A 24,960-nucleotide genomic window follows, 5' to 3' on the forward strand; every position below is an offset into this window, starting at 1 on the left:
TTTAAGGAACTTTTTTTAAGAATGCATCCTTAAAGCCTAATTTTTGGAAGTTTTCCAATATTGCACCCCGTTCATCTTTTTTCAGCGGTCCGATATAGACCTTATAAAAAATTCCCTTTGTCATAGGAGACTTTTCTACTGCGATGGGATACTGTTTACCATACCGCTGTACAAAACTTTCTACATTCAGCATATCCTTAAACCAACCGATTTGTACATAAAACGCTCCCTTTGTAAGGACATTGGCAGTATAGAGCTCTTCGGCAGGCTGTGTAACAACCGGTGACGCAGGCAAAGCCGGTTGTTCGGGTTCTTTGGGCGCAGGGATATATTCTTTCATCGGTACCCGGGGCTCCGATGGTACGAGCATAACATGATTTTCTGTAATCAAGTCATCTTCCGTAGTGTCATCCTTAGGCTCTTTCCCTGCAAGAGCTTCCTTAGCGATAACAACTTCCGGTTCGTCTTGCAACTCCTCCGATTCTTCTACCGGTTCTTCCTTAGGTTCAACGGCAGGAAGCTCTGGCTCAACTGTAGGCTTTTCCATATCTTTTTCAGACTCAGCTTCATCGACTGTTACCGGTTCCGGTTCAATCGGAGTTGACACTTCCGGCACCGGTGAAAGTAATGCATCTAAACCCGAAGCAGTCTCCGGAACGGCTATTTCCGCGACTTGCACTACCGGTTTTGTATACTCGGCGGAAGACTCGCTCTCTTCTTCTATCGGCGCTTCTTGAATAGGGGGGGCATCCAATACCGGTTTTTCAGCCTCTGCGGAATATTCGGATGATGCAGAAAATTCTACGGGTTCGGTTACCTCAGAAACGGCAGCAGGAGCCGGTACGATTTCCGGTTCCGGTAAAACAGGTTCCGATACTTCAGCTACAGGTGCGGCAGGTGCTGCCGGTGTCTTTTCGGGTTGGGAAGGTTCTTCCACTTCAGCGATCGGAGCCATCGGTTCTTCCGGTGCCTTTTCGGGTTGGGTAGGCTCTTCAACTTCGGCAATCGGAGACACCGGTTCTTCCGGTTCCGGTTGTACCGGCGTTTCAATTTCAGCTACCGTCATCGGTGCAACTTCTTCGTTTTTTTCTCCTTTGGGTTCGACTGCCGGCTTCACCGGTTCGGCTACCTCCGGAGGTACAGGTTCATTCTGAATAACTGCTTCATTTTGAATAGGTTCTTCATACGGGTCTTTTCGGTTGTTATCCTCTTGTATCGGTTTTTCTGCTGGTTGTACCGGTTCCTCTATGGGGACAGCCTCTACAGGGGAAGTTTGAGGAGCCTCTTCTGCCGGTTTTTCAGGTACCGCCGTTGGGGTAGGCTGCCTCTCTTCAACTTTACCTAACAGCACAGGATCGGCGCCTTCCTCGGCTACAAGTGGAGGTATGGAAACGCGGATGCGCACAGTACTATCTTCTTTAATTGCCAAAACCCTTGCTAAATCAGGCGACACCTTTACCAATACTCCCTGTGCCCCCTCATTATCGATAACAACTGCACGGGATGTTATATTTTGTTCCAAATTGGTGATTTCGATAAGCGTATACTTAGGGAATAAATCACTGGAAGCAAAGAGGCCTGCAGGGAATTCTTCCTGTGATCCGGCAACAGCATTACCTTCCCATACTGCCCATATCAGTGCAGTGCTTAGTATTAACATACTCAGGACAGTCATTATTTTTTTGATCATCTGTATCCCCTTTTCCTCTATAAATTTTCCAACATACTTGTACCGATAGATTGACCGGCGCTTTTGATTTTCTGTTTCAATTCGTTTTCCGGCATTGTTTTCGGATCGATATTTTCTTCAAAAATGATTTTTTGGGAGGAAAAATCGATGAGCTTCCATTCAAGATTCTTCCATTCAATTACCGGTGTCTGTCTCTTCGCGATATTGTCCGAGGCCTGATTATATTCGCAATATAGTGCAACTAAACAGTCGATCGCTGAATCGAAACGTTTTATCAGTGCAGTATTATTTTTGTATTGCTCATAGTTTCCTACTATACATTCGACACTGGTTGCTATCATCCCTTGATCAAAACAGAAGTCAAAAAGCTCGGTTTCGAGCGCCATAGTCAGTTCGGTTGCCCCGGCCGGTGCATCGGAATTATAGATACAAGCAAAACCGATTGTTTTCGCATATACCGCACCATACAGCATAGTGCAGCATAAAAGCACTATCGGTATCCGCTTTTTCATAGTATATTCTCCGTAATCAATATCGGCAAAATAAAAAAAGGATAAAGGATAAATGAGACAGGGTGAAACGCATCAGGCCGCTTTTTTAATATCCCCGCGAAAAAATTGAGACTATTCGACCAGAGTTGAACCTCTTCGCGGAGCAAAAAGCTCAGCATAGTGCTGCGCATCCTGCTTGGACTGCTGCACAAAGGCATTGTCTTCTACGTGACCGAGTACCGCATCCCGCTCCGCCCTATTCCGGTAGGTAATATCGCGGAAGTGATTGGTGTAGTCTTTTTTCTTGGAGATAAGAACCTGCGCTTCGATGTAGCGGTTCAAGCGGAGCGCTTCGTCAAGGTAGGTTCGCCAGTGTGATTCGGCAAGAACGGAAACTCCGGCGAGCCGGCAGAGTACGCTGTAGGCATGTTCTGCACGGTCAAAGGGATACCGTTCCCAGAGCCGGTCGTATTCGGCGTGGATTGCGTGCCACGAAGTAAGCTCCCCTGCCCCGATTCTATTGCGGAGGCGGTCATATTCATCTTCGCGTATCAGCTGCCCGCCTGCATTGACCCACGGGATTGTTCCGTTTTGAAGATTAAACCGGCTGCATACACCACTGCGGCTAAACACCTCACCGTCGCTACCGGTTTCATCGATGTATTTTGCCAAAACGGTTACCCCGTACCATACGAGCATATCGCGGTATGCATACCACGCATCCACGCCATGCAGAATTTTCACCGGGCGGGCGGAATGCTCGATGTTTTCGGCAGTAAGGGGCAGTTTTTTCAGCTCGTCTCGTTTATGAGTCAAAAGATAGCGAGCACTTTCGGGTTGATTTCCTGCCGCCGTCCATGCCGTTTCAAAAATGTGCTCCAGCAATTCCATCGCGTGCATAATTTCCCCAGCGGTATCGCAGGCAAGCACCTCGGTTTCAATCTTTTGCATCTTTGTTTTCCGTTTATCCCGTTTTTTGAATTTATCGTTATTGCGGGCAAGCGCATACATATTATACATCCAAAAATAGGCAGGCATAATATCGAGGCAATTTTCTCGCAGATTATCGCTGACCAAGCTAAACGGAAAAGGAATATCGAGCTCGGCAGGATAATTGCCTTTATTCAACAGCACAAAGGACGCAAACCGGCAGTTATGCTTGAGCGTCGCAGAAAGTCCCGGCCAAAATCCCCGACCGGCGATAATCTCTCCATCATTGCCGCGGGTATTGTGGTTTGAACCTACCGTAGCGGCGGCCGCCATATTAGACTGCCCCTGAATCATCGCGGCGATAAGGAATGAGTTGTTATGATGCTGCTCATGGTAGGGAAAGATCAGCGCATTTAATACTTCGCAGCAAGAGATGGTTGAATTATCTCCCATCACGGAGTGAATGAGGCGGGCGCCGTATTTGAGCGTACAGTTATTTCCGAGCACAAAGCGCACTGCCTTAACGCCGTAGAACACGCGGCAGCCGTATCCGATAATTCCGTTGACCAGCTCAACGCCTTCCCCGATCTGCGTCGCTTCTGCTGCAGAAGACCGGATGGTTAGATTTTTTAGCTTATTGGCGCCCTTAATATAGACCGCCTCACCGAATCGGACATCCTTGATAATCCTACAGCTTTTAATCACTGCGTTATCGCCGACGGTACCGTAATAACCGCGGGCGGAGTCGCAAGAATCCTGCGTCAGCTTTTTCAGCTGCGCCATCAGCTTTGCATCATCGCGGTACCGCGCCCACATAAACGCATCGGCGCAAATCATATCCGCAAAGGGAAGAATTTCCCGTCCGCCCGCTTCGTTCATCACATCGATTGTAACGCGGACTGCTTCATCTTCCCCGTCTTTAATGACCCCTTCGCCGAATTTGGCATGATCGGTTGCCGCCATTTCATCTATTCTGCTTAAAATGACGGTATTCCCGACAATATAGTGCGCAAGATAGGCGCAGTCGTGCACAGCGCAGTTCGCTCCGATATCGCAGGAGATAATTTTGCTGTTGGTAATCCCCGCGGGGACAATAAAATCATGGTAGCGCAGATAACATTCGGTTAAAGAGGAAATCCTCACCAATCCCGCAAAAAGCGAGTTTTTAATGAGCGATGGTGTAAAAGGATCTTCCACCAAAAAAGTATTCCAGTTAGTACAGGTATTTCCATTCTTGATGAGCGTTTCAACTTCGTTAAAGGTAAGCGGCCGCCATCGATGCTTTTCGGCAGGATTCTGGGTAAAACGGACGGTATATTCATCCCGTCCGGAAGTAAGAAAAGATTTATTGACAAAATTAACCCCAAAGTCATCCGCTGTTATAACACGTACCGGCATACTTCCTCCAAGCTGCTGGAGCAAACACATTAGACGTTCTTCTGAATACCCCGCAGAATAATGGGGCTGTTCAACCAGAGTTGAACCTCTTCGCGGTTCAAATGGTTGCCCAGCCTCATTATTCTGCGAAATTTGATTTGTCTGTCTAATGTGTTTGCTCTTTTTCCGAAATAAACTGTGCGAAATTTTAAGCAAAATTTCGCACAAAAGGAAGGCAACCGCTTAAAATATTTACGATGCGGTTGCCGTATTTTTCCTCTCAAATCTAACACGAAACCGAAGCACTACGATTTTCGGCTGTGAACGCGAAGCTTCTTTTTGAGGTTTTTAAACCAAAATGCCCGTAACTGTTCGGCACACGAGTAGAGGCGATAGCGGAAGCCTCGTACTGGAATATCAAGTGTTCCCACCCGATGAATAATAGTTCCGCCGAATCCCGTTTTGAACCGATACAGGCCGTACATGGGATGGTGCGAATCATCGGTTGGCGGAATCCCGTAAAAATCATAGGATGGACAACCGTACTTTTGCGCATCTTGGATTGCCTGCCATTGCAACAGATATGCAGGCATAAGGTTGCGGTGTTCATTTGAAGAAGCGCCGTACAGATAGACAGCTCCGCTCGGAGAAAAAAGCGTAATAATCGCGGCAAGCGGTTTTTCTTCAAAATAAGCAATATAGATTGAAATAAGAATACGTTCGGTATCGAATGCAGGATCGACAGCAAGCCGACAAAGCGAGTGGTAATAGTTTTCGCTATGGATAGCAATGCCATCCCTCGCTGCAGTTTCACGATAAAGCCGATAAAAGATCGGTATGACGTCTTCAGCTTGGCTTCCGGGAAAACAACGAACTTGTACGCCTTTTTTTTCGGCAAGCCGGATATTGTAACGCCACTTAGGTTTACACTGAGCGAGCAAGGCGTCAAGCGGCTGTCCTAAATCGAGCAGAACGGTATCGGGCGGCTGAATATCGGAAGCTGCTTTACGCAGGCTGCACGGCGTTCTTCCTCCGGTACAGGGAATAAGCGGAAAATCTTGGCGAGAGAATGCCTGCGTGTTTCCGCTTCTTATTACGCATTCCCACGGAGGATCAAAGCGAATTAAAAAAACATAAGTAGGCAGCAAGGGAACGAGCTTTTCCGCTAGGTTTACCAGGAAAAGCTTCCGTTTTTCCGCCGTTTCGGGGAGCTGTGAATTATAATCGGTTAAGATAGATGGCCCCATCGGAATATAGGCAAGGAAGCCGAAAGGACTCAATTGCCGCAATAACACCGTGAGTAAAAAAGAACGGGTACCGGCAGCGTGTACCTCATATTGCTGATATGACCAACCTTGCTCCTTTTTAAACTCCGCCCAAAAGCGGCTCTGCAAAAAATGCTGAGCAGGAGTTTTTACCGTCATATCGGTACATTCTTTTATCGTCAATGTATTCATAGTTGAAAGGAACGATAGCGGAAAAACAGGCTTTTGTCAAAGGATTGGCTCTCGGTTTATAGCATCGAGGTGTTCGGACTGTAGAAAAACAATCTGCTTACACTCCCCTACCCCACCCGCGCCATTTTTCTGCAAGCGAGGTTTGTGCTTCCGATGCGGAGTGTGAAGAAGTAGCATCGGAATCCGCTGGAGCAGAAGAAATTTTAGCAGGAGTACCGGTATTGCAGACGCTTTCGATATCGGCACTCTTTAATTCCTGTAAGAAAGCGGCTAATTCCTCCGGGGGCATGGTCTTTTTTAATGTATTGATTGTACGGATTAAATCTTGTTGGGCGCCGCTCGCGGTTTCTTTTGTCAGTTGAGCATTGTTTTTTCCCACCTTTTCGCGGAGCCGTTTTGCATATTCGCGTCCGTCGATAGGTTGTGCGACAGGGATACCTGCCGTCACACCGACAACTGCAAGCACTAATTTAAGTCCGACAAGTCCGCCCGCACTGCTCGCATATTCAAAAGAAGCGCCGGTAAGATAAGCGGTTTTAAACGCCTCATAATAGAAAATAGTAAGCGCACTGTATGCGATAAGAAGTATAAACGCCGCAGCAAGCCGCCTTTTGGTGTACCATCCCATCGGCTGAATAAACAAATAGATAATCGCTGCAATCAAAACCAACCCAAAAAAGAGTTCGGCGCTCCACGGCATCATAACAAAAGAAAAAGAATCCGTATGAATTACATTGCGTAACAGATAGAACTGTCCGATAAGAATTACAAGAAAACAGATAACCGTCACCCCGCCCCGCGCACGGGTATTTGTTTTATTTTGTTTCATTTTATATATTCCCTCGTGAATAGCCATCTCTATGCGAAGTTTTATTTGAAACTTCGCACATTTTTTCTAGCAGACGGCAAACACATCAGGCAGATTAGATGAAAAGCGCAGAATAAAGAGGTTATGAGACCATTTGAACCGCGCAGAGGTTCAACTCTGGTCGAATAACATCTCTTATTCTGCGGGGGTATTCAAAGAAGTACCTGATGCGTTTACACCGTCAGCCTAGCAGGTTTCTATTGACGAGTCAACGGAACTACGGTACAAAAGGTACGGAGGATTTATGCTGCAATTCAATCCGGTACATCTTGCTTTCGCCGTTATGATAATCGGCGTTATTTTTACCTTTGTATTATCAAAAAAAGAGATCAAACAACTTCGCTCGCTTGCCGATTCCTTTGCAATCCCTTTCGTCAAACTTTCAAACTATATTGCACCGCAAAAGCCTGCAAGCTCATTGTTGACAGAAAAAACGGAATCCGGCGGTATTAGACCGCTGCCGGCAGAAGGACAATCAAAAGAAATGCGTGAAATCATTAAACGAGCGGGAAATACTAAAGCGGTAAAGCTTTTCCGTGAAATGGTGGAAGCCGAAGATGCGCTGAAAGAAGCTGCAGGGAAGAACCGCCGCAAATGCTATCAATTTGCCGATCCCGTCGCCCGCATCCTATATATGACGCATACCTTTCTTACCGGCTGCGAAAACCTTGCTCTCATCGACACGGAAAGCAAGCTGGATGAATTTAACAGCTTTTTGAATGAACAAGTGCAACACCGCATGACTTTACTGCGACTGATCAGCGGTTCCCTTGCCGAGGAATACAGAACGCTAAATAGGGTATACGCCGCAGAGATGGAGCAAATCGAACGGGAACAAATGCCGTTTATTAAGCGGAATGCCCAATGATGCAACAACTGCCAAAGTTTATACTTTGTTCAGTTGTTGCATTTTAAGGAAGGTATAACTTCGACCGCTCAAATAGCGCGGTCTCGTTAACCGTCGAGTTTGCCGTTCGGCAAACATCGCTTATTGACGTGTGCGCTGCCGCGCACCAATGCAACAGTTTCCAAAGTTCAAACTTTGTTCAACTGTTGCATTTTAAGGAAATTCAAAACAATCCCTCTCTATAATATATCCGATTATTTCCACAAGAATTCGGGATAATAGTTTTCTTTAATTTTTTGTGCTATTTCTTTTTTCACGATTTCGCGGTCTTCGGGATAGGTCATGCCGAACCAACGTTCATCGGTGGTATAACATTTGATTGTGCCAAGTCCTTGTGTAACCAGCATGCTGGCTCCTTCCGGCAAGAGGCATTCGGCTTTCTCGCTCGCGATATTCTTTTTGATAAATTCCTCAAAGAATATATGGAAACCTTCAAAGGCCTTGAGACTAAAACCGAAAAGATTCATAGAAACGGTCTCTTTACCGGTCAGATGCACTACTCCATTTTCAAGTTGAGATAGAATCACCCGTTTACCGTTTTCTTCACCGTAAGAAATCTTGGTATGTTCCTTCATAGAAACCAGCATTCCGTTCTCAACCTTGCATACGCCCCGCGATACGGAACCGGATTCACTCATCGTATTTTCCAAAATATAACCGACCATCGCATGGTTTGGAGAATAATTGTCTAGAGTTGACAAATGTCCGGCCATTGTTTTGTAGGCCTTGCGCCCGTAATAGTCATCTGCATTGATAATAGCAAAGGGAGTTTTCACGAAATTCTCCGTACAAAGAACAGCGTGGATAGTACCCCACGGTTTTTTACGGTTTACCGTCTGAGGGAGCTCTTTAGGATCAATCAGTGAATCAATGGATTGAAACAGGTATTCTGCATCGCAATTACGGGCAATTCGATCAAATAAACGGGCGCGGAAATCGGTTTCAATATCTTTTCTAATAACAAATACCACTTTTCCAAAACCGTTATGGACAGCATCGTAAACTGCATAATCCAGCAATGTTTCATTATGCAGTCCAACCGCATCTATTTGCTTAACACCGCCGTAACGGCTCCCCATTCCTCCTGCTAAAACCAACAATGTAGGTTTCATTCTATTGTACCTCCATAAATACTCGCTTCCATACATCAACGCTTCAAAGAAAACGCCGATTAACCCATTGCAGGATCAATCAGCGTTCTAAAAGTTCATTAATCACACTATAAAAGCACTCTAAATACACATAAGGTTAAAGGCAACCTCTAAAAATTCAAGATTTTAGAGGTTTTCGTGCATTTACCGTTTATTTACGTGGCGGAAAATAACACGTTTTTCCATCGTTGTCATTGTCTTACCGATGGAGGCGCCTTTTAAATCTTCAACTTCGACGGAAGAAAAGCCTTTATCCCGTTTATAATTTGAAAAGAATTCATACATGACCTTTTCAGCTTCATTCTCGTCAAAAGTGTTCTTATCTTCTTCGTATACGCAATAGTATTCCGCCCAGTTATCGGTCTTATAAATTTCGGTTAGATAAAGCGAGGCATTTGCACGACCTTCAACCTTAATCTTTTGCTTTTTAGTCTGTACAGTCTGTGCAGACAGGACAACAGCGAGCAGCATAAATGCGCACAGCGCAAGTATTTTCTTGTTCATTATAGATCCTCCTATAAAGTAATAAACAGAATGTAATATATACGGAAAACCCGTTCTTTGCAATATCGACTGTCAGGGCAAACGCATCAGGCATTTTTTATCTACCCTACCTGATGCGTTTACCCTATTCCACATTATTCACAGAGGGCGATCGGAGCAAAGGTTTCGGCTTTAAGGGCAGCGCCACCGATTAAACCACCGTCGATATTCTCTTTGGCAAGCAAAGCCTTAGCATTTTCGGCTTTCATCGAACCGCCGTACTGAATGACCATTGCATCGGCAGCAGCTTTTCCGTATAACTTCGCAATGACGGATCTGATATGCGCATGAATCGCATCGGCATCTTCCGGAGTTGCCGTTTTTCCGGTACCGATTGCCCAGACCGGCTCATACGCAATAGTAACCCGGGCCAGTTCTTGTGCGGTTACGCCTTCCAATCCTTTTCCGGTTTGAGTTGCGCAGACAGTTTCCGCCTGACCTGCTTCGCGTTCCTCCAGTAACTCGCCGACGCAAAGGATAACTTCCAGCCCATGCTGCAATGCAAGCCGCACCTTTTTGTTGATCATTGCATCGGTTTCCCCGTAAATATGGCGTCGTTCCGAATGGCCAAGGATAACAACCTGTACCCCGAGGTCTTTGAGCTGCAATACGGACACCTCACCCGTGTGAGCGCCCTGCTCGTCGGTACTCATATTCTGCGCACCAAGCAAAACATTGGTTCCTTTTACTACCTGAGAAACGGCATCAAGGGCGGTAAAGGAAGGGGCTATCATATATTTGTGCTTTCCTCCTTTGACAGCCTCTACCACGCCTTTCGCCAGTTCAACAGCCTCACCCTTTGTTTTGTGCATTTTCCAGTTGCCTGCAATAAAATATCTCCGCATACCTTCTCCTATAAAAACTTTTGTAGGATGTTTCAACATCCGAAAAGGTTTTTAGCCGTGCGCGCATTACGCGCACATGTAAATAATCAAGTTTGCACCGCAAACTTGCGATAAAAAGCATCGACGCAATTTTAGGCGATGCTTTTTATCATAGCTCCTATAAAAACTTTTGCAGGAAATATCAGAGCCTTCGGCTCTGTTCTGCAAAGAAATTCATTAACTTGTCCGCTTAAGCGGACAGCGAATCAACATCCGAAAAGGTTTTTAGCCGTGCGCGCATTGCGCGCACATGTAAATAATCAAGTTTGCACCGCAAACTTGTGATAAAAAGTACCGGCGACATCTCAGACGGTACTTTTTATCTCATCTCCTAATCAAGTTTGCATTGCAAACTTGCGATAAAAGTTTTCAGATATTTCATTATACCGTACCTTTACCGATTTTTAAAGGGTACCGTTCTGCAGCACAGAATAAACACATCGAACTCTTTCTGCGATTTCTAATTATGAATTACTTATCTTTTTTTTTATTATATATTCTCGGTTATAATAGACCTGTCCAATAACTGCGTTGTCGAACAGGTTTAAGAAACAAAAGAAGGATGATACAATGAATGTATTTGATATAATCGGTCCTATCATGATCGGACCCTCCAGCTCCCATACCGCAGGGGCGGTGCGGATTGGTTTAATGAGCAGGCTACTGTTGGGTGCCCCCTGCAGTAAAAGCATATATCAGACTGCATGGCTCTTTTGCGCAGACTTACAAAGGACACGGAACCGATCGTGCACTTGCGGCAGGGATTATGGGAATGCAGACCGATGATGAGCGTATCAGAAAAAGCTTGCAAATTGCCAAAGAAACGGGGCTTGCCATTACTTTCGAGCCAACCGTTATCCTCAATGCCCATCCGAATACAGCAGAAATCACCCTAACCGATGCAAACGGAAAAACAGTGTGTGTTCAAGGAGCGTCCATCGGGGGCGGCAACATTGTTATTACCCAAATAGACGGTAGAGAAGTAAAAATTACCGGCCAATCTCCAACGATTATTGTCGTACACAATGATATTCCGGGGATGATTGCTGCCGTAACGGCAGTGATGGCGCAGTATAAACTTAATGTCTACAAATTCAATCTTGCACGGGACAAAAAGGGGGGGACGGCAATTATGACATTACAGATCGATGGACGCTCCCTTGGAGAAGACTTGCAAACGACTATTGAAAAAATACCCGGTGTTACAAAGGTGATTTTTGTTAGACCGTTCTAAATGGAGTCCTATATGCTTAGTTATGAATCAGTTAACGAATTATATAAAACAGCGGAAGCGCAGCATAAGCGTATCAGGGAGATTGTATTAGAAGATCAAGCGGCACAGCTTGAACTGCCGGAAGAAGCACTGGTCAAGCGGATGGAAGAAAACTTGACAGTCATGCTAGAGGCAATTGAAAATGGCAGTAAACCGGGAGTTAAATCTACAAGTGGATTAACAGGGGGAGATGCATATCGGTTAAAACAGACGATTGCAGAAGGCAAACATCTCTGCGGAGACCTTATATCAAACGCCATCCAGATGGCGATGGCAGTATCTGAAATAAATGCCGCGATGGGGAAAATTGTTGCAACCCCAACGGCCGGCTCCTGTGGAATCCTCCCCGGTGCATTGGGTTCTTTGCTAAAAACGCGCGGCGTTCCGCGGGAAGAAGCGGTACTGTCCCTATTTACCGCCGGAGCTATCGGTATGGTGGTAGCAAACAAAGCATCAATTGCCGGTGCGTCAGGTGGCTGCCAGGCTGAGTGTGGCACTGCTTCTGCGATGGCAGCTGCCTGCATTGTAGAACTTTTAGGCGGCACACCGGAGATGGCAGCGCATGCTGTCGCAATAGCAATCAAGTGCATCTTGGGACTAGTGTGCGACCCCGTTGCCGGCCTTGTAGAAATCCCCTGCATTAAACGGAATGCCTCCGGCGTCACACTTGCCTTCACCGCTGCGGAACTAGCACTTGCAGGTATTAAAAGCGCAATTCCTGTTGACGAAACCATCGAGTCCCTCAAGCGGGTTGGCGACGGACTTCCGGCAGCGCTACGTGAAACTGCCCAAGGAGGTTTAGCAATAACACCGACTGGCCAGGCCTTTGAACGGCAGGTATTTGGTACGCGGTCACCACTTACCGGCAATCCGTGCAGTACTTGTGGCTCATGTGGATCATGCGGCAGTTAATACGGATGGCCTTATATTACCTTCAAAAAGCTCAATACAAAGACAATCCCGAAAATGGTAATACACGACACTATCGTCGAGAAAATAACGACTTGAGCGGCAAGTTCATGATCACAGCCGAGTTGTTCAGCCATAACTGCTGAAATAACGGCTGTAGGAGAACCGTAAAGAGCAATGAGCGCCACAATCTCATTGGTTCGAAATCCAAGATAAATGGCTAGCGTAATAAAGATCAATGGCATACCGATGAGTTTGCCCGCAACAGTGATTGACAGATTTTTAAAATTTGCTGAAACTTTTGAAAAGTCCAGCATTGCGCCTAGTACAATAATTGGAAATACACCTCCCATTTTTCCGATATCCGTCAATGACTTATCTAAAAAATGCGGAATAGGAGGATGCACCAAAGACATAATAATCCCTAAACCAGATGCAATGACCATGTGATTCCTCAATACATCCGATACTAATTTCTTTTTATTGACAGTGCATCCACCATAGATTGAAAATATAACAACAGCAGCAGCATTAAAAATGGGAACAATAACCATAACAAGCATCGATGCCAACGCTGCACTATTTTCCCCTGCAATATAGGAAGAAAGAGGAATACCGAGCATCACAAAATTACTTCTAAATATTCCCTGTATAATAACGCCTTGTTTCTTTTTATCTTTTTCGAAAAGAGGGACGATAACAACGAGTAGGAAAATAGCAGCTAAAATACTTCCTGCGGCATACAGAACGAACCGCAAATCGAAAACTTCGTTTAAATTTATCTTCCTGATATTATTAAATGTTACGATTGGTAAGAGTAAGTCAAAGCATAACTTATTTAACGGAGTAATCGTTGCCTTGCTGAAATAACCTTGTCGTTTAAGGAAATAACCGAAACCGACTAAGAGGACGACCGGTATGACTGCATTAAATGCTATAAAGAAACTCCCCATGTATGCTCCTCTTACGATACCGATTTTGAATTATCAAAGTGCCTGTTTACCTAAATTAGGCACTTTGATGGACTGCCTCCTTATACCCTGAACTTTCCGATTTCTCCGGTAACGCTTGCCACATTTTTTTGATTATTCATTGCGATAGTATTTACTTCTTTCATGGCGTTGTTAACTTCTGCGATCCCCGTCGCCATTTCTGCCATACTTTGTGTAATAATCTCTGAAAGATTGGCAAGCTTTTGGATACCGGTGGAAATATCGGCGGCTTCGGTTAGAATCTCCTCTGAATCTGCTTTTACCTTTGAGGTTATGGTATTCATTCCATTCATCACATTCAAGACTTCTTCACCGTCATGCATTTGTTCCTTCATTGTACGGATCATGCCATCTTCCTGTCGATAGATAAAGTCCATCATAGCACTGATTTTTTCGAACTGCTCTGCTACCAGAGGTCCGGCACCGTTAAGGCTCTCGATTTTATGTTTAAGCTCCTCCAAAACTTTCGTAATACTCGTACCTTGGGCGCCCGATTCCTCTGCCAACTTCCGTATCTCATCGGCGACGACCGCAAAGCCCTTCCCCGCTTCTCCCGCATGAGCTGCCTCAATCGCCGCATTCATCGCAAGAAGGTTTGTTTGACTTGCCGTATTTTGAATAACTGTAATGGCATCAAGAAGGCCTTCAGATTGCTCCGTCACTACTTTTGTTACCTCAACAACCATAGCAACGGTTTCTTTACCTGTATGGGTTGTTTTTTCAAGGGTTTTAATCGATTGTAGGTTTTTTTCAGCCCTTTCCTGTACAGCCTGGATATTTTTGACGATTTCTCCAATTGACAGTGATGAACCGGAAATACTTTGGGCTTGAGCCCCGATGTGAGAATCAAGGCTTGAAATAGTTTCAGTAATAGCATCTATCTTCGCTGCTGTTTCATTAACTTCCGTATGCTGCACCATTACTCTATCTTTTACACTTTCAATATTTCCTGTTATCTGATTAAGTGCCTCGGTAGAATCTATCATACGTGTAGACAATGTCTGGCTGACAGCTTTCATGCTATTTGCCGTTTCCGCGATAACCAAAAAAGAAGTACGGATTTTTTCTATTGCATTATTCATCGATAGTGCAATAGACCCGAGTTCGTCGGAATGTACTACAGCCTGAACGGTAAAATCTCCTTCTGCAACTTTATTAAAAATAGTATGGAGTTTAATAAATCGGCCGAATAAGTAGCGGAGCATAAACTGATTAACCGCGATCATAAGTATTAAAAGAACTGCTGTCCATAAAACAGAATACCCTAAAATCGGAAGGATAGGCGGTATAAAATCTTTTATAGGAACTGCCATGATAGTAGAATAAGGTAAATCTGCGAGCTGTTTTTTGACAACGACGACCCTACCGAGCGAAGCATCTTCATAGTATTGAAGCCCGTCATATCCTATTAAATCGGAAAGTGTTCCTACAACGGTATTGATTTTCTTATTAGTGAAATCAGCATTTGAACATAACGATATTGTATCGGTATTGTCAATGATACCAATCCATGATTGCGGACTAGGTAATGAGTTATTTATTTTAGCTGCGGCTTGTTGTAAATTAACTGCCATGCCGGCAAAACCGATCGCTTCTCCGGCTGTATTAAAAATTTTAACATTAAACCAAAAATTGGTTTTATGGAGTGTCCTATTATAATCAACATTATAAAATAACGTCTGTGGCCTTTTCATCATAGAAAAAAACCAATCATCAACAGCTTCGGTGAGTACATCTTTTTTTATCTGTTTATTATTATCGACAACATAATAACTGCCGGTTAATTTTGAAGCAGCAAAGCAGGTGGAAAATTGTTCATCTTCGCTAAGCTTAATAAGTTTTTCGGTAACTTTAACACGGTTTTCATTATCTTTTTCATAATTCTCAAACCAATCTATCAAATAAGGCTCTTCCGCTAAATCTTGTGAAATCGCTAACCCAACAGCAAGATTCGTCTGTAATTCGGAAGACGAAGCATCCAACATAAACGGTACGGTCTTATAAAAATTACTTTCAATATATGTCCTCGCTTGTATAACGCTAAAAGCCAAGGCACCACAGACAGCAATAATAAGAGTTGTTACCAGAAATAAGTTAACTGATGTCCGTATTTTCATAGGGTCTCTCCAGCATAGTAAAGAAAATTTAGATGTCTGATAAGTGTACCGTATTTTCATTTTTATAGCTAGATAGCGCATTGCACACAAGGTAAACGCATCAATATATGTACCCTGTGCTCGATTTGTTGTTTTACTCCATATTTTTTGATACAATGCCTCACCATCTATGAGTACCATCTATACGCCTGATCAGGCGGCGCAAGAATGCCTGAATACTTCCATTATACAGCTTTCGTTTTCCCGCCCGCGCAAGGGAATCGACGAGGCAAAGGCACGGCTTCGGCATATCACGATAAAAGGGAAGGCCGCGTATCAGCTGGAAACCGTCAAAAACAAGCAAGCATTTCAGAAAACGATTGAACCGGAGGCATTATCCGGCACAATAGCGGAATATTTTACCCGTTTTAAAGCTGCGGAATGCCGCGGTCAAAAAGAACAGCTCTTTTTTTTACAGAACAACAAGGGAACCATCGCCCTGACCAAGCGGATATCCTGCTCCGCTCCGCTCACGGAAAACAACTGCGGCGGGCACAACAAGATAAAGAACTATCTTATTCCCGAAGGAACACCGCTTGCGTTCTTAATCGAACAGGGAGTGATGAATGCGGAAGGCTCCGTCTTAAAGCAAAAATACCATAAGTTTAGGCAAATCAATAAATACCTCGAATTTATCGCCGGGGTTGAACCCTTTATACGGGATACGGTTGCCCGTTCCGGCAAGCCTTTTTCCATTACCGATTTCGGCTGCGGCAAGGCCTATTTGAGTTTTGCGCTTTATTATTATCTGCATGAACGGCAAGCGCTTCCGGTACGGATTCACGGGTTGGATTTAAAGACCGAGGTTATCGAACACTGTTCCGCGCTGGCAAAACGGTGCGGCTACACGAATTTGGACTTTGCGGAAGGGAACATCGGCGACCATCCGCTGCCGGACGGTACCGGAATGATGGTATGCCTCCATGCCTGCAATACGGCGACCGATTTAGCGCTTGCTCAAGCTGTCCACGCGCAGGTACCGATTATCTTTGCAGTTCCGTGCTGCCAGCATGAACTGTATGCCCAGCTTAAAACCCGAAAAGAAACGTTCCGCACGGAAGATCACTTGATGCTCCCCTTTATGGAGCACGGCATTATCACCGAGCGGTTTGCATCGCTTTTAACCGACACTGTGCGGGCGCTCCTTTTACAAGCCTGCGGCTATACCGTGCAGATTATGGAATTTATCGAAACGGAACATACCCCTAAAAATATCCTGATCCATGCGGTAAAAAAAACACAAAGCGCCGGCCAAGCGGAACGGCTGAAAGAAACAGCGCTCCGGCAATACCGCCGCATCAAAGAAAGCTTTTGCATCGAACCGACTCTGGAACAGCTATTGAAGGATATGATTCCGGCAAAACAACAGGAGAACTTATGATACAACCCAACAATACCGGCAAAAACGAACAAGACTCAGCCGTTCATCCCCATACTGCGGCGATAGCGGCGCAGCCGGAAACAACAGCCGCTGCAGAAGCATTCGCTGCACTCTTTACCACGATTAAACGGCTGCGGGCGCCGGGCGGCTGTCCGTGGGACATCGAGCAAACTCCGATGACGCTGCGTTCAACGCTCCTTGAAGAAACGTATGAAACAATTGAGGCGCTGGAAGAAGCCTCCGCGGACAGCGCGAAAGCCGTCCATGCGGCGGAAGAACTCGGCGATGTGCTTTTAAACATCGTAATGATTGCGTATATGTTTGAGCAGGAGGGAGCTTTTTCCGTCGCGAAGATGATCGACGAGCTCAACGAAAAACTGATCAGGCGGCATCCCCACGTATTCGGACAAACGGCAGGCTTTCCTGACCCCGACGATGCAAAAAAGCCGGTTACGGCGGAAAAAGTGCTTGCGCAATGGGATACTATCAAGGATACCGTAGAAGGCCGTGCAAGCGTCTCCGCACTGGATTCTATTCCGAAAACCTTTCCGCCGCTCACCCGCGCATACAAACTGCAAAAACGGGCGGCGAAAAAAGGCTTTGACTGGGATACGGCGGACGGACCGCAGAAAAAAACGGAAGAAGAACTTGCGGAATTTACGGAAGCGCTTGCGCACGGCACGCATGAAGAAGCGGAAGCGGAATTCGGAGACTTACTGTTCAGTTTGGTGAACACCGCGCGGCATTTACATATCGACCCCGCAATTGCGCTCGGCCGTACCAATGCAAAGTTTGAACGCCGCTTCCGCTTTGTCGAAAAACGCATGGCAGAATCCGGTATCCCGTGCTCCCACGAAACCTTAACCCAGATGGACGGCTTTTGGGAAGAAGCCAAGCGCATGGAAGCGCAAAGTTCTTCCGCCCCATGCAGTAACGATAATGCCGCACTATAATTGCGCCGTAGTATTAGGCGCTACGGCAACGGGAAAAACGGCGCTTGCCGTCAAACTTGCGCAAGCGAAACACGGGGAAATCATCTCCTCAGATTCACGGCAAGTATACCGCGGGCTCGATTTGGGCACAGGGAAGGATTTGCAGGAATACGGCAGCATTCCCTACCACCTTATCGATGTCTGCGATTTAAGCTGCGAGTTTACGGTCTTTCATTTTCAGCAGGAGGTGTACCGCATCTTTCCGCAGCTCGTTGAAAAAGGTACCTTGCCGATTATCGCAGGGGGGACGGGGCTGTATCTCGACGCCATCCTTCGCGGCTATGAGCTCATCCCCGTGCCCGAAGATCCCGCATTGCGTGAAGCGCTGGCTACAAAAACACTGCCGGAGCTGCAAGCTATGCTCATAGCGCTCAAGCCGGATATTCACAATAAAACCGACTTGGAACAGCCCGACCGCCTTGTCCGCGCTATCGAAATTGCCCGTTACCGGCAGGAGCATCCCGAATCCGCCGCCGCGCATCTGCATGCGGTGCCGCCTATCAAGCCGAAAATCTACGGTATTTCGTTTGAGCGCAGTGCCTTACGCGAACGTATCCGCCGCCGTCTCATTGCCCGCATCGATGCCGGTATGATAGAAGAAACCGAACAAATCCATGCGCAGGGCTATTCGTGGGAGCGGCTCGAAAGCCTCGGTTTGGAATACCGCTTTACGGCGCAGTATCTGCAGGGGAAAATCGAAAGTAAAGAAGCCTATATCGAGCAGCTCTATCGGGCAATCGGACAATTTGCAAAACGGCAGGAAACATGGTTCCGGCGCATGGAGCGGAACGGCATCGAAATAGAATGGATTGACGGCAACAAGGCGGCTCAGCTGACAGCAGAAGGTATTTCAAAGATTGAGCCGGTAAATTGAACCACACATTTTGCTAAATGCCCAACAGTAACCCGGTGATTGACATTTCGCGGTCAAGTTGGTACAGTTATCTACTATAAATCTAAAAAGTAAGAATATTAAAAATTAAATAGAGAAAATCTATAATTAAGGAAACAAAACTATGGCAGGCTTCAAAAAAAATACTTTAGCAATCGGAAGTATTATTATTCTGGTATTTTCAGTAATCGCGTTTGTTTTTGTTCCGGCCGCAGGTGGGCAATCGAACGACGGTTCAAAAACAATGATCGGTAAATGGAAAAATAAACAGCTTGACTATACGGCTGACGGACTTTTTTTCAGGGAATACCAACAGCTTCATCGATCTGCCGAACTACGCGGATATCTAAGAAATGACAATAATAACAAAGCTCAGCAGGAATTTATAGAACGGCAGATTATGCGAACCGCATTTAATTCTTCCATGATTCAGCTTGCTGCGCGAGAAGAAGCCCTGAATGCAGGTTTTTATCTGCCGAATAAAAATATCAATAAAGCGCTTATTTCCTTTTATACTGACTCAACAGGCGCTTATTCTGAAAAATTATACAATCGGACATCGGAACAGCAGCGTCTTGCCAATAGGCGGCAAGTAATCGATTATCTTACCGCACAACGATATATCGAAGATAACTTCGGCACCTATGATAATATATTCGGGCTAAAAACGAGCTCTGCGGAAACAGCTTTTGTGCAGAAGATGGCAGAAAAAGAGCGCATTTTTAAATATGTCGTATTTGAAGAAAGTCAATTTCCTCAAGATAAAATTCGTGCGTATGGCGAAGAACACGCGGAGATGTTTGCAGAGCATAACTTACTAATGTTGACCTTTGCCTCTCAAGAGGATGCAAATAAAACCGCTCAAGCACTCCAAAAAGGAGAGATCACGTTTGAAGATGCGGTGGTAACAAATTCTACCAAAATGGGTACCGATGCTAACGGAAAACTGTTATCTCCATACCGAACAACGGTAAACCGGACATTCCCCGAATCAAAGGATCTTGATACCGTACTTAAACTCGGAGTCGATGAAATGAGTCCTGTCGTTAAAACTTCATCAGGATATGCGATCGTAAAATGCACCGCTCCGGCTAAAGCTGCCGATTTTACGCTACCTGAAACGCAAGATCGTGTACTTTCCTATATGAAATCGAATGAACGAGGTATTATCGAAGATTACCTTGAGCAAAAGGCAAAAACCTTTATCGAAGCAGCAAAAATCGGCGGATTTGCGCATGAAGCTTCCATAAACGACTTGGTTGTACAGACAAGCAACCCGATAACACTGAACTACGGTAATGCCGCTATCTTACCGCAAATTTCTTATCAGTCGGATAGTTTCTTTACGGCCGGTGTACGGAATGAAACCTTCTTTAAAAAAGCCTTTGCACTTAAGCAGGGGGAAATTTCGGATCCGATTTTGCTGGGGGCAAACGTACTGGTTTTGCAGCTCGATGAAGAAAAAAACAGCTCGGAAGAGACACAAAATAATATTGCGAACTCATATCGACAGTTCGCATCGGTTTGGTATTACGAATACCCACTCGCCATGCTTGCCTATCAACAACTTTCATGGGGACAGCAGACTTTTATTGATTTTGTCTTAAACAGCAAAAACTTTACCGACAATTTTAATGCGGTATTCAACCAAAAAGATTGATTAGCGACAACAAAGATGAAAAGCCTCTGCTAATACAAACAAGCAGGGGCTTTTCCGTTTTATATCGAAATAAATATCTCTATTCAAAATACAATCCTCAAGCAGCCATTATAGCGCAGATTGCATCGTTGCAGATACCCAATTCTACATTAATACTCTGCCTTTCGCCGGTACTGGGCTACGGACTTAAAGAATTGACGGAAAAGCTACCGGCTTCTTCCTATATTCTCGCGCTGGAATGCGATCAAATGCTGATGCGGTTCTCGCTCGATCATTGTGATTTCTCTCCGTTTGCACAGCAGCGATTTTCTTATATCCGGACGGATTCGGTTGCAGAGGTGCTGAAAAAGATAGAATCCTTGCCGTTGTTTCCCTTTAAAAAGTGTCTTGTGCTTTCCTGTTCAGGCGGGGTACAGCTCAATCAAGTCTTTTATGATGAAGTGCGTTTGTATGCCGATGAGGTTATTTCACGGTTTTGGAAAAACCGGATAACGCTGATGCATCTCGGCAGGAATTACGCACATAATACGTTCCGCAACCTCCTCTCGCTTGCGAGATCGCTTGCAAAATCACCGGCGAGACAAATGACGGGATCGCTGACGAGATCACTCGTAAGATCGCCGGAGAGTTCCCCAGCGGAATCATCTGCGTGGGAGGCGCCATCGAGTAAGAGGAATTTCCAGTTGCTCACCGGCGATGAGCGTATCCGCAAGCCTCTTTTGGTTGTAGGTGCCGGTCCTTCGCTGGATACTGCACGAGATTTTATCATCAAGAATAGAAATTCTTTTTTTTTGCTTACGGTGGATGCCGCAGCCGCAGCACTGTTACCCGATATTCGACCTGACGCAATCGTATTGGTGGAATCGCAGTACTGGATTGATTCGGCGTTCATCGGCTTGCGCAAATACGGCATACCGGTCTTTGCCGATCTGACGGCTTCCCCCCGTGCGCTGCAAGCATGCGGCGGAAGTGTACACTTTTTTTGCACCGAGTACGCACGGCTGAAGTATTTGGAACATCTCTATCAAACGCTGCAGCCGCTTATTCTTCCGCCGATGGGATCGGTAGGATTGACAGCACTACAGCTTGCTTTAGCGCTGGGCGCCCCTCACCTGCCCGTACTGCATACCGGCTTGGATTTTGCATGGCAAAACGGTCTTACCCATGCCGCCGGAAGCAGCCCTATAAAAAAACTCTTTGCGGAAATAAACCGTACCGAATCGCCGTATAAGCTCAGTCTCTCTACCGGTATGCAGCGTATTGTCGGAAAGAAAGGGGTTTCCTATTGGACAACTCCGGTACTATCCGGCTATGCGGAACTGTACCGCCATGCCTTCTCCGGAAATGAGCGGGTTATCGACATTGGAACGGAAGGCTGCTTTTTGAACGGCCGGCAGGCTGATATAACTGAAGCGGAGCGGATACTTACCGATGCCTGTGCCTCGGATGCGGACAGTACAGCTATCGGAACCGGTTGCTCACAGACAAATGCAGCCGATACTTTTTTTGATTCCGTTTGTGAATCAGACACTGCAAACGAACGATATGAAGCGCTCTCCGGCTATCTTGCCCGTGAAGCCGAAGCGTTGACTATGCTGAATGACCATTTACAGGGCAAGCGCTCGATATCGGAACACATGATGGAACAACTCTTTTCAGTGCGCGACTATCTGTACAGCCACTTCCCCGATGCAGCACGGGGCTATTCGCTTGACCTCGGTTTTCTAAAGCGGGCAGGTATCGAGCTGCGGTATCTGCTGAAGATTCTCGGCTAACAAAGGATGGATGCAAAAATGGCTAAAGAAACGAAGCAAGCTAAGCTGTCATTTACACAGAATTTATGACAGGGTCGTTTTTAATTACAAAATCCTATTACAATACGTTCTGCACCGGCTGATTGCGACGTACACCAACACACGGGTAATATGCAGAGTATACTCTGCTTCGTCCCATTCGGTGTCTTAAAAAACGATAATTCTCAAGTGTAATATGGCGTTCTATAAAATATGGAAAGCTTCGCTTTCAGGCTCCTTCTACATCCGCTTTGCTTAATCCGGTAACCTGCATGATCTTTTGTACAGAATCGCCAAGCTGTTTTAATAATTTTGCAGTTTCGAGCTTTGCCTGGTGGGAACCTTGCGATATTCCTTGCTCTCTGCCCTCCGCAAAAGCTATTCTGCCTGCTTCTGCTCGCTGTACGGCAATGTCAGTATCATAGTCATATTCAGCTACTAAGATATTGATTACCTCCTTTTTTGAAAATATACGGCGCATCTACTGCGTCGTACGGCAAAAAAGTGTCCTCAACGTATTAAAATACGCCTGCGGTACTTTTTTGCCTAACTTCTTGTATCTGCACCATCTATTTTCAAAAGTCATTTCAGTACCGCAATGGATGGCGGAGGTTCTACGCAGCAGCGACGTTTTTGCGTAAGCAAAAACTCGCGTCCAAGAATTGACAAGGACGTCAATTCTTGGACATAGCCACACGAAACCCAAGAAAGTCGAGGCTGATGTCGGGGCCGTCGAGCCGTCTACCGACGACGCAGTCCCCCGCGAGATTGTACCAGCTGCCGCCGCGTATGACGCGGTCATCACCGGAAGCAGCACCTTATTAATGTCCCTACCGTTTTTTAGTCAAAAAATTTTCGAGCCGCTAAAGCGGCTACTCGGTGCCGCTTTAACTTACTTTCAAACCTATACTGCACCTCACAACACATTTTGCCGGTTCGGTTTCGCCGCATACCGCCACGGATGGTGGTGGTTCCAAACAGTAGTAAGTTTTTCGCTAGAAAAACTTATCGTTGAGCAGTGTACACGGACGTACACTGCTCAACAGCCCGTAGCTGCTCAACCTCACAGGCAAAAGCGGCATGGATGCCGCTGGTTCCACGCAACAGCGACGTTTGAGGCTTCGCCTCAAACTCGTCGATGAAAAATGTACACGGATGTACATTTTTCATCAGGGGCGACAAGCCACACGAAAGCCAAGATCGACGCTGACGTAGCCAGGGCTGCTGTTGCCCCGCCAACCGACGACGCAGCTCTCCGCGTAGTCGTGCACGCCGCCACCGCGTTCGATGCGGATAGAACCGGAACCAGCACCCTGCGGGTCAACTACAAATCCGCCGGATGTATAAGCAGCATCATTTGCTCTAGGATTAGCATCATACCCATCAAAACACCATTCCCATACATTCCCGCTCATATCGTGTAAGCCTAGTGCATTCTTCCGTTTTTCCCCTACAGGATGGGTCTTATAGTCTATAGTATTATCACGATACCACGCAACCGCTTTTGTCTCAGCCGCATTATTCCAGTTAGCTTTCGCTCCGCTCGCGCTGTTCAGTTTGGTAAGCCATACTTCTCCGTATTTCTCAGCATTGGTGTTGTCGCTTCCCTGCCACCGAGCTGCATACTCCCATTCCGCTTCCGTCGGCAGTCTAAAGCCTTTTTTACTCATATCGGCATACGCATCATCACACTCACTACCCTTCATTGCGTCTTTTAATACGACGGTATGATCGTCCTTTTTGCGGTAGACGCATTCCCCTTCCCCTTTGATTTTCTGGGTATACGCATTGCACCATACAATACAGTCTCGCCAGCTTATCATTGTTACAGGATGATTTTTATTCGCTGTAGGAGACTTGCCGATATTTGTATAATTAGGATAACTACCTCCGCCGCCGCCTGAGCCGTCCCAACCTTCGAGACCCTTGTTTGCAAAGGTGTAGCCTTTAGTTTCTGCCCATGTCCTCACCTCATACCATACCTCATACGGCACTTCCGTTTTGCCAAGCTTATAAGGGCTCAATTTTACCTTCCGCCCTTCGCGGAATACGCCTTTCCAATGATCTTGCGTTCCCGGCAATGTATATGTCGGATCTTTACCGGTAATCCCCGCTGCAGGCGGACTTATCGTTACAAAATTGCCGGAAGGCGGTGTAGGCGGGACGCTGTTGCTTTCAAAGCTCACCTTAACCTCGACGCCTTTTATAACGGTAAACGAATAGAAAGCGTTCGTGCCGTTTACGGCTTCTCCATCACGCATCCAGCCCTTTACCCTGTAGCCTGAATCAGGCGTCGCCCTAAAGGTTACTGTTTTACCCTGTTCAATGGTTATAGGGCTCGTCTCCGTTTCCGCTATGCCTTCCGCCTTTGCTTTAAGCGTACCGTGTTCCCCGGCGCTAAACGTTACTGCAAACGTTTCCGGTTTAACCGTTATCTTATTCGGACATCCGGTAAACAAGGCCATTGCAGCAAGCATCAACACTGCTGCCCATTTAAAGACTTTTGTCTTTTTGTTCTTTCCTTCCATAAAATTTCTCCTCTATATATTATTTTGCCTCAAAGCGCCAAAGGCTTCGCTTATGCCTTGCATCCATTACCTATTACAAATTACCA

20 protein-coding genes and 1 pseudogene are annotated in these 24,960 nt (G+C 45.9%); 9 read left to right on the forward strand and 12 right to left on the reverse strand.

All coding sequences use genetic code 11. The annotated features are described in order from the left end of the window. Position 1 precedes the first annotated feature (1 nt). The 5 genes from GWP43_RS07115 to GWP43_RS07135 form a co-directional block, all read right to left on the reverse strand. The gene (locus tag GWP43_RS07115; RefSeq protein WP_162663586.1) at positions 2–1,690 is read right to left on the reverse strand and encodes an SPOR domain-containing protein; all 1,689 of its coding nucleotides are present in this window, start codon (positions 1,688–1,690) and stop codon (positions 2–4) included. Between the two features lie 17 nt (positions 1,691–1,707). Further along, entirely contained in the window at positions 1,708–2,202 is a 495-nt protein-coding gene (locus GWP43_RS07120) for a hypothetical protein (RefSeq protein WP_162663587.1), read from the reverse strand. A gap of 111 nt (positions 2,203–2,313) precedes the next feature. Next, positions 2,314–4,509 carry a DUF4954 family protein gene (locus tag GWP43_RS07125; RefSeq protein ID WP_162663588.1) on the reverse strand — a complete coding sequence of 732 codons (2,196 nt, stop codon included), beginning with the start codon at positions 4,507–4,509 and terminating at the stop codon, positions 2,314–2,316. A gap of 284 nt (positions 4,510–4,793) precedes the next feature. Continuing rightward, positions 4,794–5,945 carry a lipid II:glycine glycyltransferase FemX gene (locus GWP43_RS07130; protein ID WP_162663589.1) on the reverse strand — a complete coding sequence of 384 codons (1,152 nt, stop codon included), beginning with the start codon at positions 5,943–5,945 and terminating at the stop codon, positions 4,794–4,796. 97 nt (positions 5,946–6,042) lie between these two features. Beyond that, positions 6,043–6,774, reverse strand: a complete 732-nt coding sequence (locus GWP43_RS07135) for a hypothetical protein (RefSeq protein WP_162663590.1) — start codon at positions 6,772–6,774, stop codon at positions 6,043–6,045. 283 nt (positions 6,775–7,057) lie between these two features. Here GWP43_RS07135 and GWP43_RS07140 point away from each other — a divergent pair, with 283 nt between their 5' ends. Further along, entirely contained in the window at positions 7,058–7,681 is a 624-nt protein-coding gene (locus GWP43_RS07140; protein WP_162663591.1) for a hypothetical protein, read from the forward strand. 233 nt (positions 7,682–7,914) lie between these two features. Here the strand turns inward: GWP43_RS07140 and GWP43_RS07145 are convergent, their stop codons facing one another. From GWP43_RS07145 to tpiA, 3 genes are all read right to left on the reverse strand, one after another. After that, positions 7,915–8,832: a nucleotidyltransferase family protein gene (locus tag GWP43_RS07145; protein WP_162663592.1), complete on the reverse strand. Its 918-nt coding sequence runs from the start codon at positions 8,830–8,832 to the stop codon at positions 7,915–7,917. 183 nt (positions 8,833–9,015) lie between these two features. Continuing rightward, positions 9,016–9,375 carry a hypothetical protein gene (locus GWP43_RS07150; RefSeq protein ID WP_162663593.1) on the reverse strand — a complete coding sequence of 120 codons (360 nt, stop codon included), beginning with the start codon at positions 9,373–9,375 and terminating at the stop codon, positions 9,016–9,018. 134 nt (positions 9,376–9,509) lie between these two features. Continuing rightward, entirely contained in the window at positions 9,510–10,259 is a 750-nt protein-coding gene (gene tpiA / locus GWP43_RS07155) for a triose-phosphate isomerase (RefSeq protein WP_162663594.1), read from the reverse strand. A gap of 709 nt (positions 10,260–10,968) precedes the next feature. Between tpiA and sdaAB the strand changes: the two genes are divergently transcribed. Further along, positions 10,969–11,532 carry an L-serine ammonia-lyase, iron-sulfur-dependent subunit beta gene (gene sdaAB / locus GWP43_RS07160; RefSeq protein WP_230977582.1) on the forward strand — a complete coding sequence of 188 codons (564 nt, stop codon included), beginning with the start codon at positions 10,969–10,971 and terminating at the stop codon, positions 11,530–11,532. Between the two features lie 12 nt (positions 11,533–11,544). Beyond that, entirely contained in the window at positions 11,545–12,483 is a 939-nt protein-coding gene (sdaAA, locus tag GWP43_RS07165; RefSeq protein ID WP_162663595.1) for an L-serine ammonia-lyase, iron-sulfur-dependent, subunit alpha, read from the forward strand. 11 nt (positions 12,484–12,494) lie between these two features. Here sdaAA and GWP43_RS07170 read toward each other — a convergent pair whose 3' ends face one another. Both GWP43_RS07170 and GWP43_RS07175 read right to left on the reverse strand, forming a co-directional pair. Further along, positions 12,495–13,433 carry an AEC family transporter gene (locus GWP43_RS07170; RefSeq protein ID WP_162663596.1) on the reverse strand — a complete coding sequence of 313 codons (939 nt, stop codon included), beginning with the start codon at positions 13,431–13,433 and terminating at the stop codon, positions 12,495–12,497. 80 nt (positions 13,434–13,513) lie between these two features. Further along, positions 13,514–15,589 (reverse strand): methyl-accepting chemotaxis protein, encoded by a 2,076-nt coding sequence (locus GWP43_RS07175; RefSeq protein ID WP_162663597.1) that lies wholly within the window; start codon positions 15,587–15,589, stop codon positions 13,514–13,516. Between the two features lie 169 nt (positions 15,590–15,758). Here GWP43_RS07175 and GWP43_RS07180 point away from each other — a divergent pair, with 169 nt between their 5' ends. From GWP43_RS07180 to GWP43_RS07200, 5 genes are all read left to right on the forward strand, one after another. Continuing rightward, complete coding sequence (locus GWP43_RS07180) at positions 15,759–17,009, forward strand: class I SAM-dependent methyltransferase (RefSeq protein WP_162663598.1); 1,251 nt, start codon at positions 15,759–15,761, stop codon at positions 17,007–17,009. Further along, complete coding sequence (mazG, locus tag GWP43_RS07185) at positions 17,006–17,962, forward strand: nucleoside triphosphate pyrophosphohydrolase (RefSeq protein WP_162663599.1); 957 nt, start codon at positions 17,006–17,008, stop codon at positions 17,960–17,962. Before GWP43_RS07180 ends, mazG begins: the two co-directional genes overlap by 4 nt. Next, complete coding sequence (gene miaA / locus GWP43_RS07190; RefSeq protein ID WP_162663600.1) at positions 17,949–18,875, forward strand: tRNA (adenosine(37)-N6)-dimethylallyltransferase MiaA; 927 nt, start codon at positions 17,949–17,951, stop codon at positions 18,873–18,875. Before mazG ends, miaA begins: the two co-directional genes overlap by 14 nt. A gap of 142 nt (positions 18,876–19,017) precedes the next feature. Next, positions 19,018–20,553: a peptidyl-prolyl cis-trans isomerase gene (locus tag GWP43_RS07195; protein WP_162663601.1), complete on the forward strand. Its 1,536-nt coding sequence runs from the start codon at positions 19,018–19,020 to the stop codon at positions 20,551–20,553. Positions 20,554–20,681: 128 nt separating this feature from the next. After that, the gene (locus GWP43_RS07200; protein ID WP_230977583.1) at positions 20,682–22,328 is read left to right on the forward strand and encodes a 6-hydroxymethylpterin diphosphokinase MptE-like protein; all 1,647 of its coding nucleotides are present in this window, start codon (positions 20,682–20,684) and stop codon (positions 22,326–22,328) included. A 247-nt stretch (positions 22,329–22,575) separates the two neighbouring features. On the opposite strand, the pseudogene GWP43_RS07205 reads toward GWP43_RS07200, so the two are convergent. After that, positions 22,576–22,806 (reverse strand): annotated as a pseudogene (locus GWP43_RS07205) (hypothetical protein); the annotation flags it as partial. Between the two features lie 202 nt (positions 22,807–23,008). Between GWP43_RS07205 and GWP43_RS07210 the strand changes: the two are divergent. Then, positions 23,009–23,488, forward strand: a complete 480-nt coding sequence (locus tag GWP43_RS07210; protein ID WP_162663602.1) for a hypothetical protein — start codon at positions 23,009–23,011, stop codon at positions 23,486–23,488. Between the two features lie 27 nt (positions 23,489–23,515). Here GWP43_RS07210 and GWP43_RS07215 read toward each other — a convergent pair whose 3' ends face one another. Beyond that, positions 23,516–24,874: an SUMF1/EgtB/PvdO family nonheme iron enzyme gene (locus tag GWP43_RS07215; RefSeq protein WP_230977584.1), complete on the reverse strand. Its 1,359-nt coding sequence runs from the start codon at positions 24,872–24,874 to the stop codon at positions 23,516–23,518. Positions 24,875–24,960 lie beyond the last annotated feature (86 nt).

This window comes from Treponema vincentii (genome assembly GCF_010365865.1).
In the GTDB taxonomy this organism is placed as follows: domain Bacteria; phylum Spirochaetota; class Spirochaetia; order Treponematales; family Treponemataceae; genus Treponema.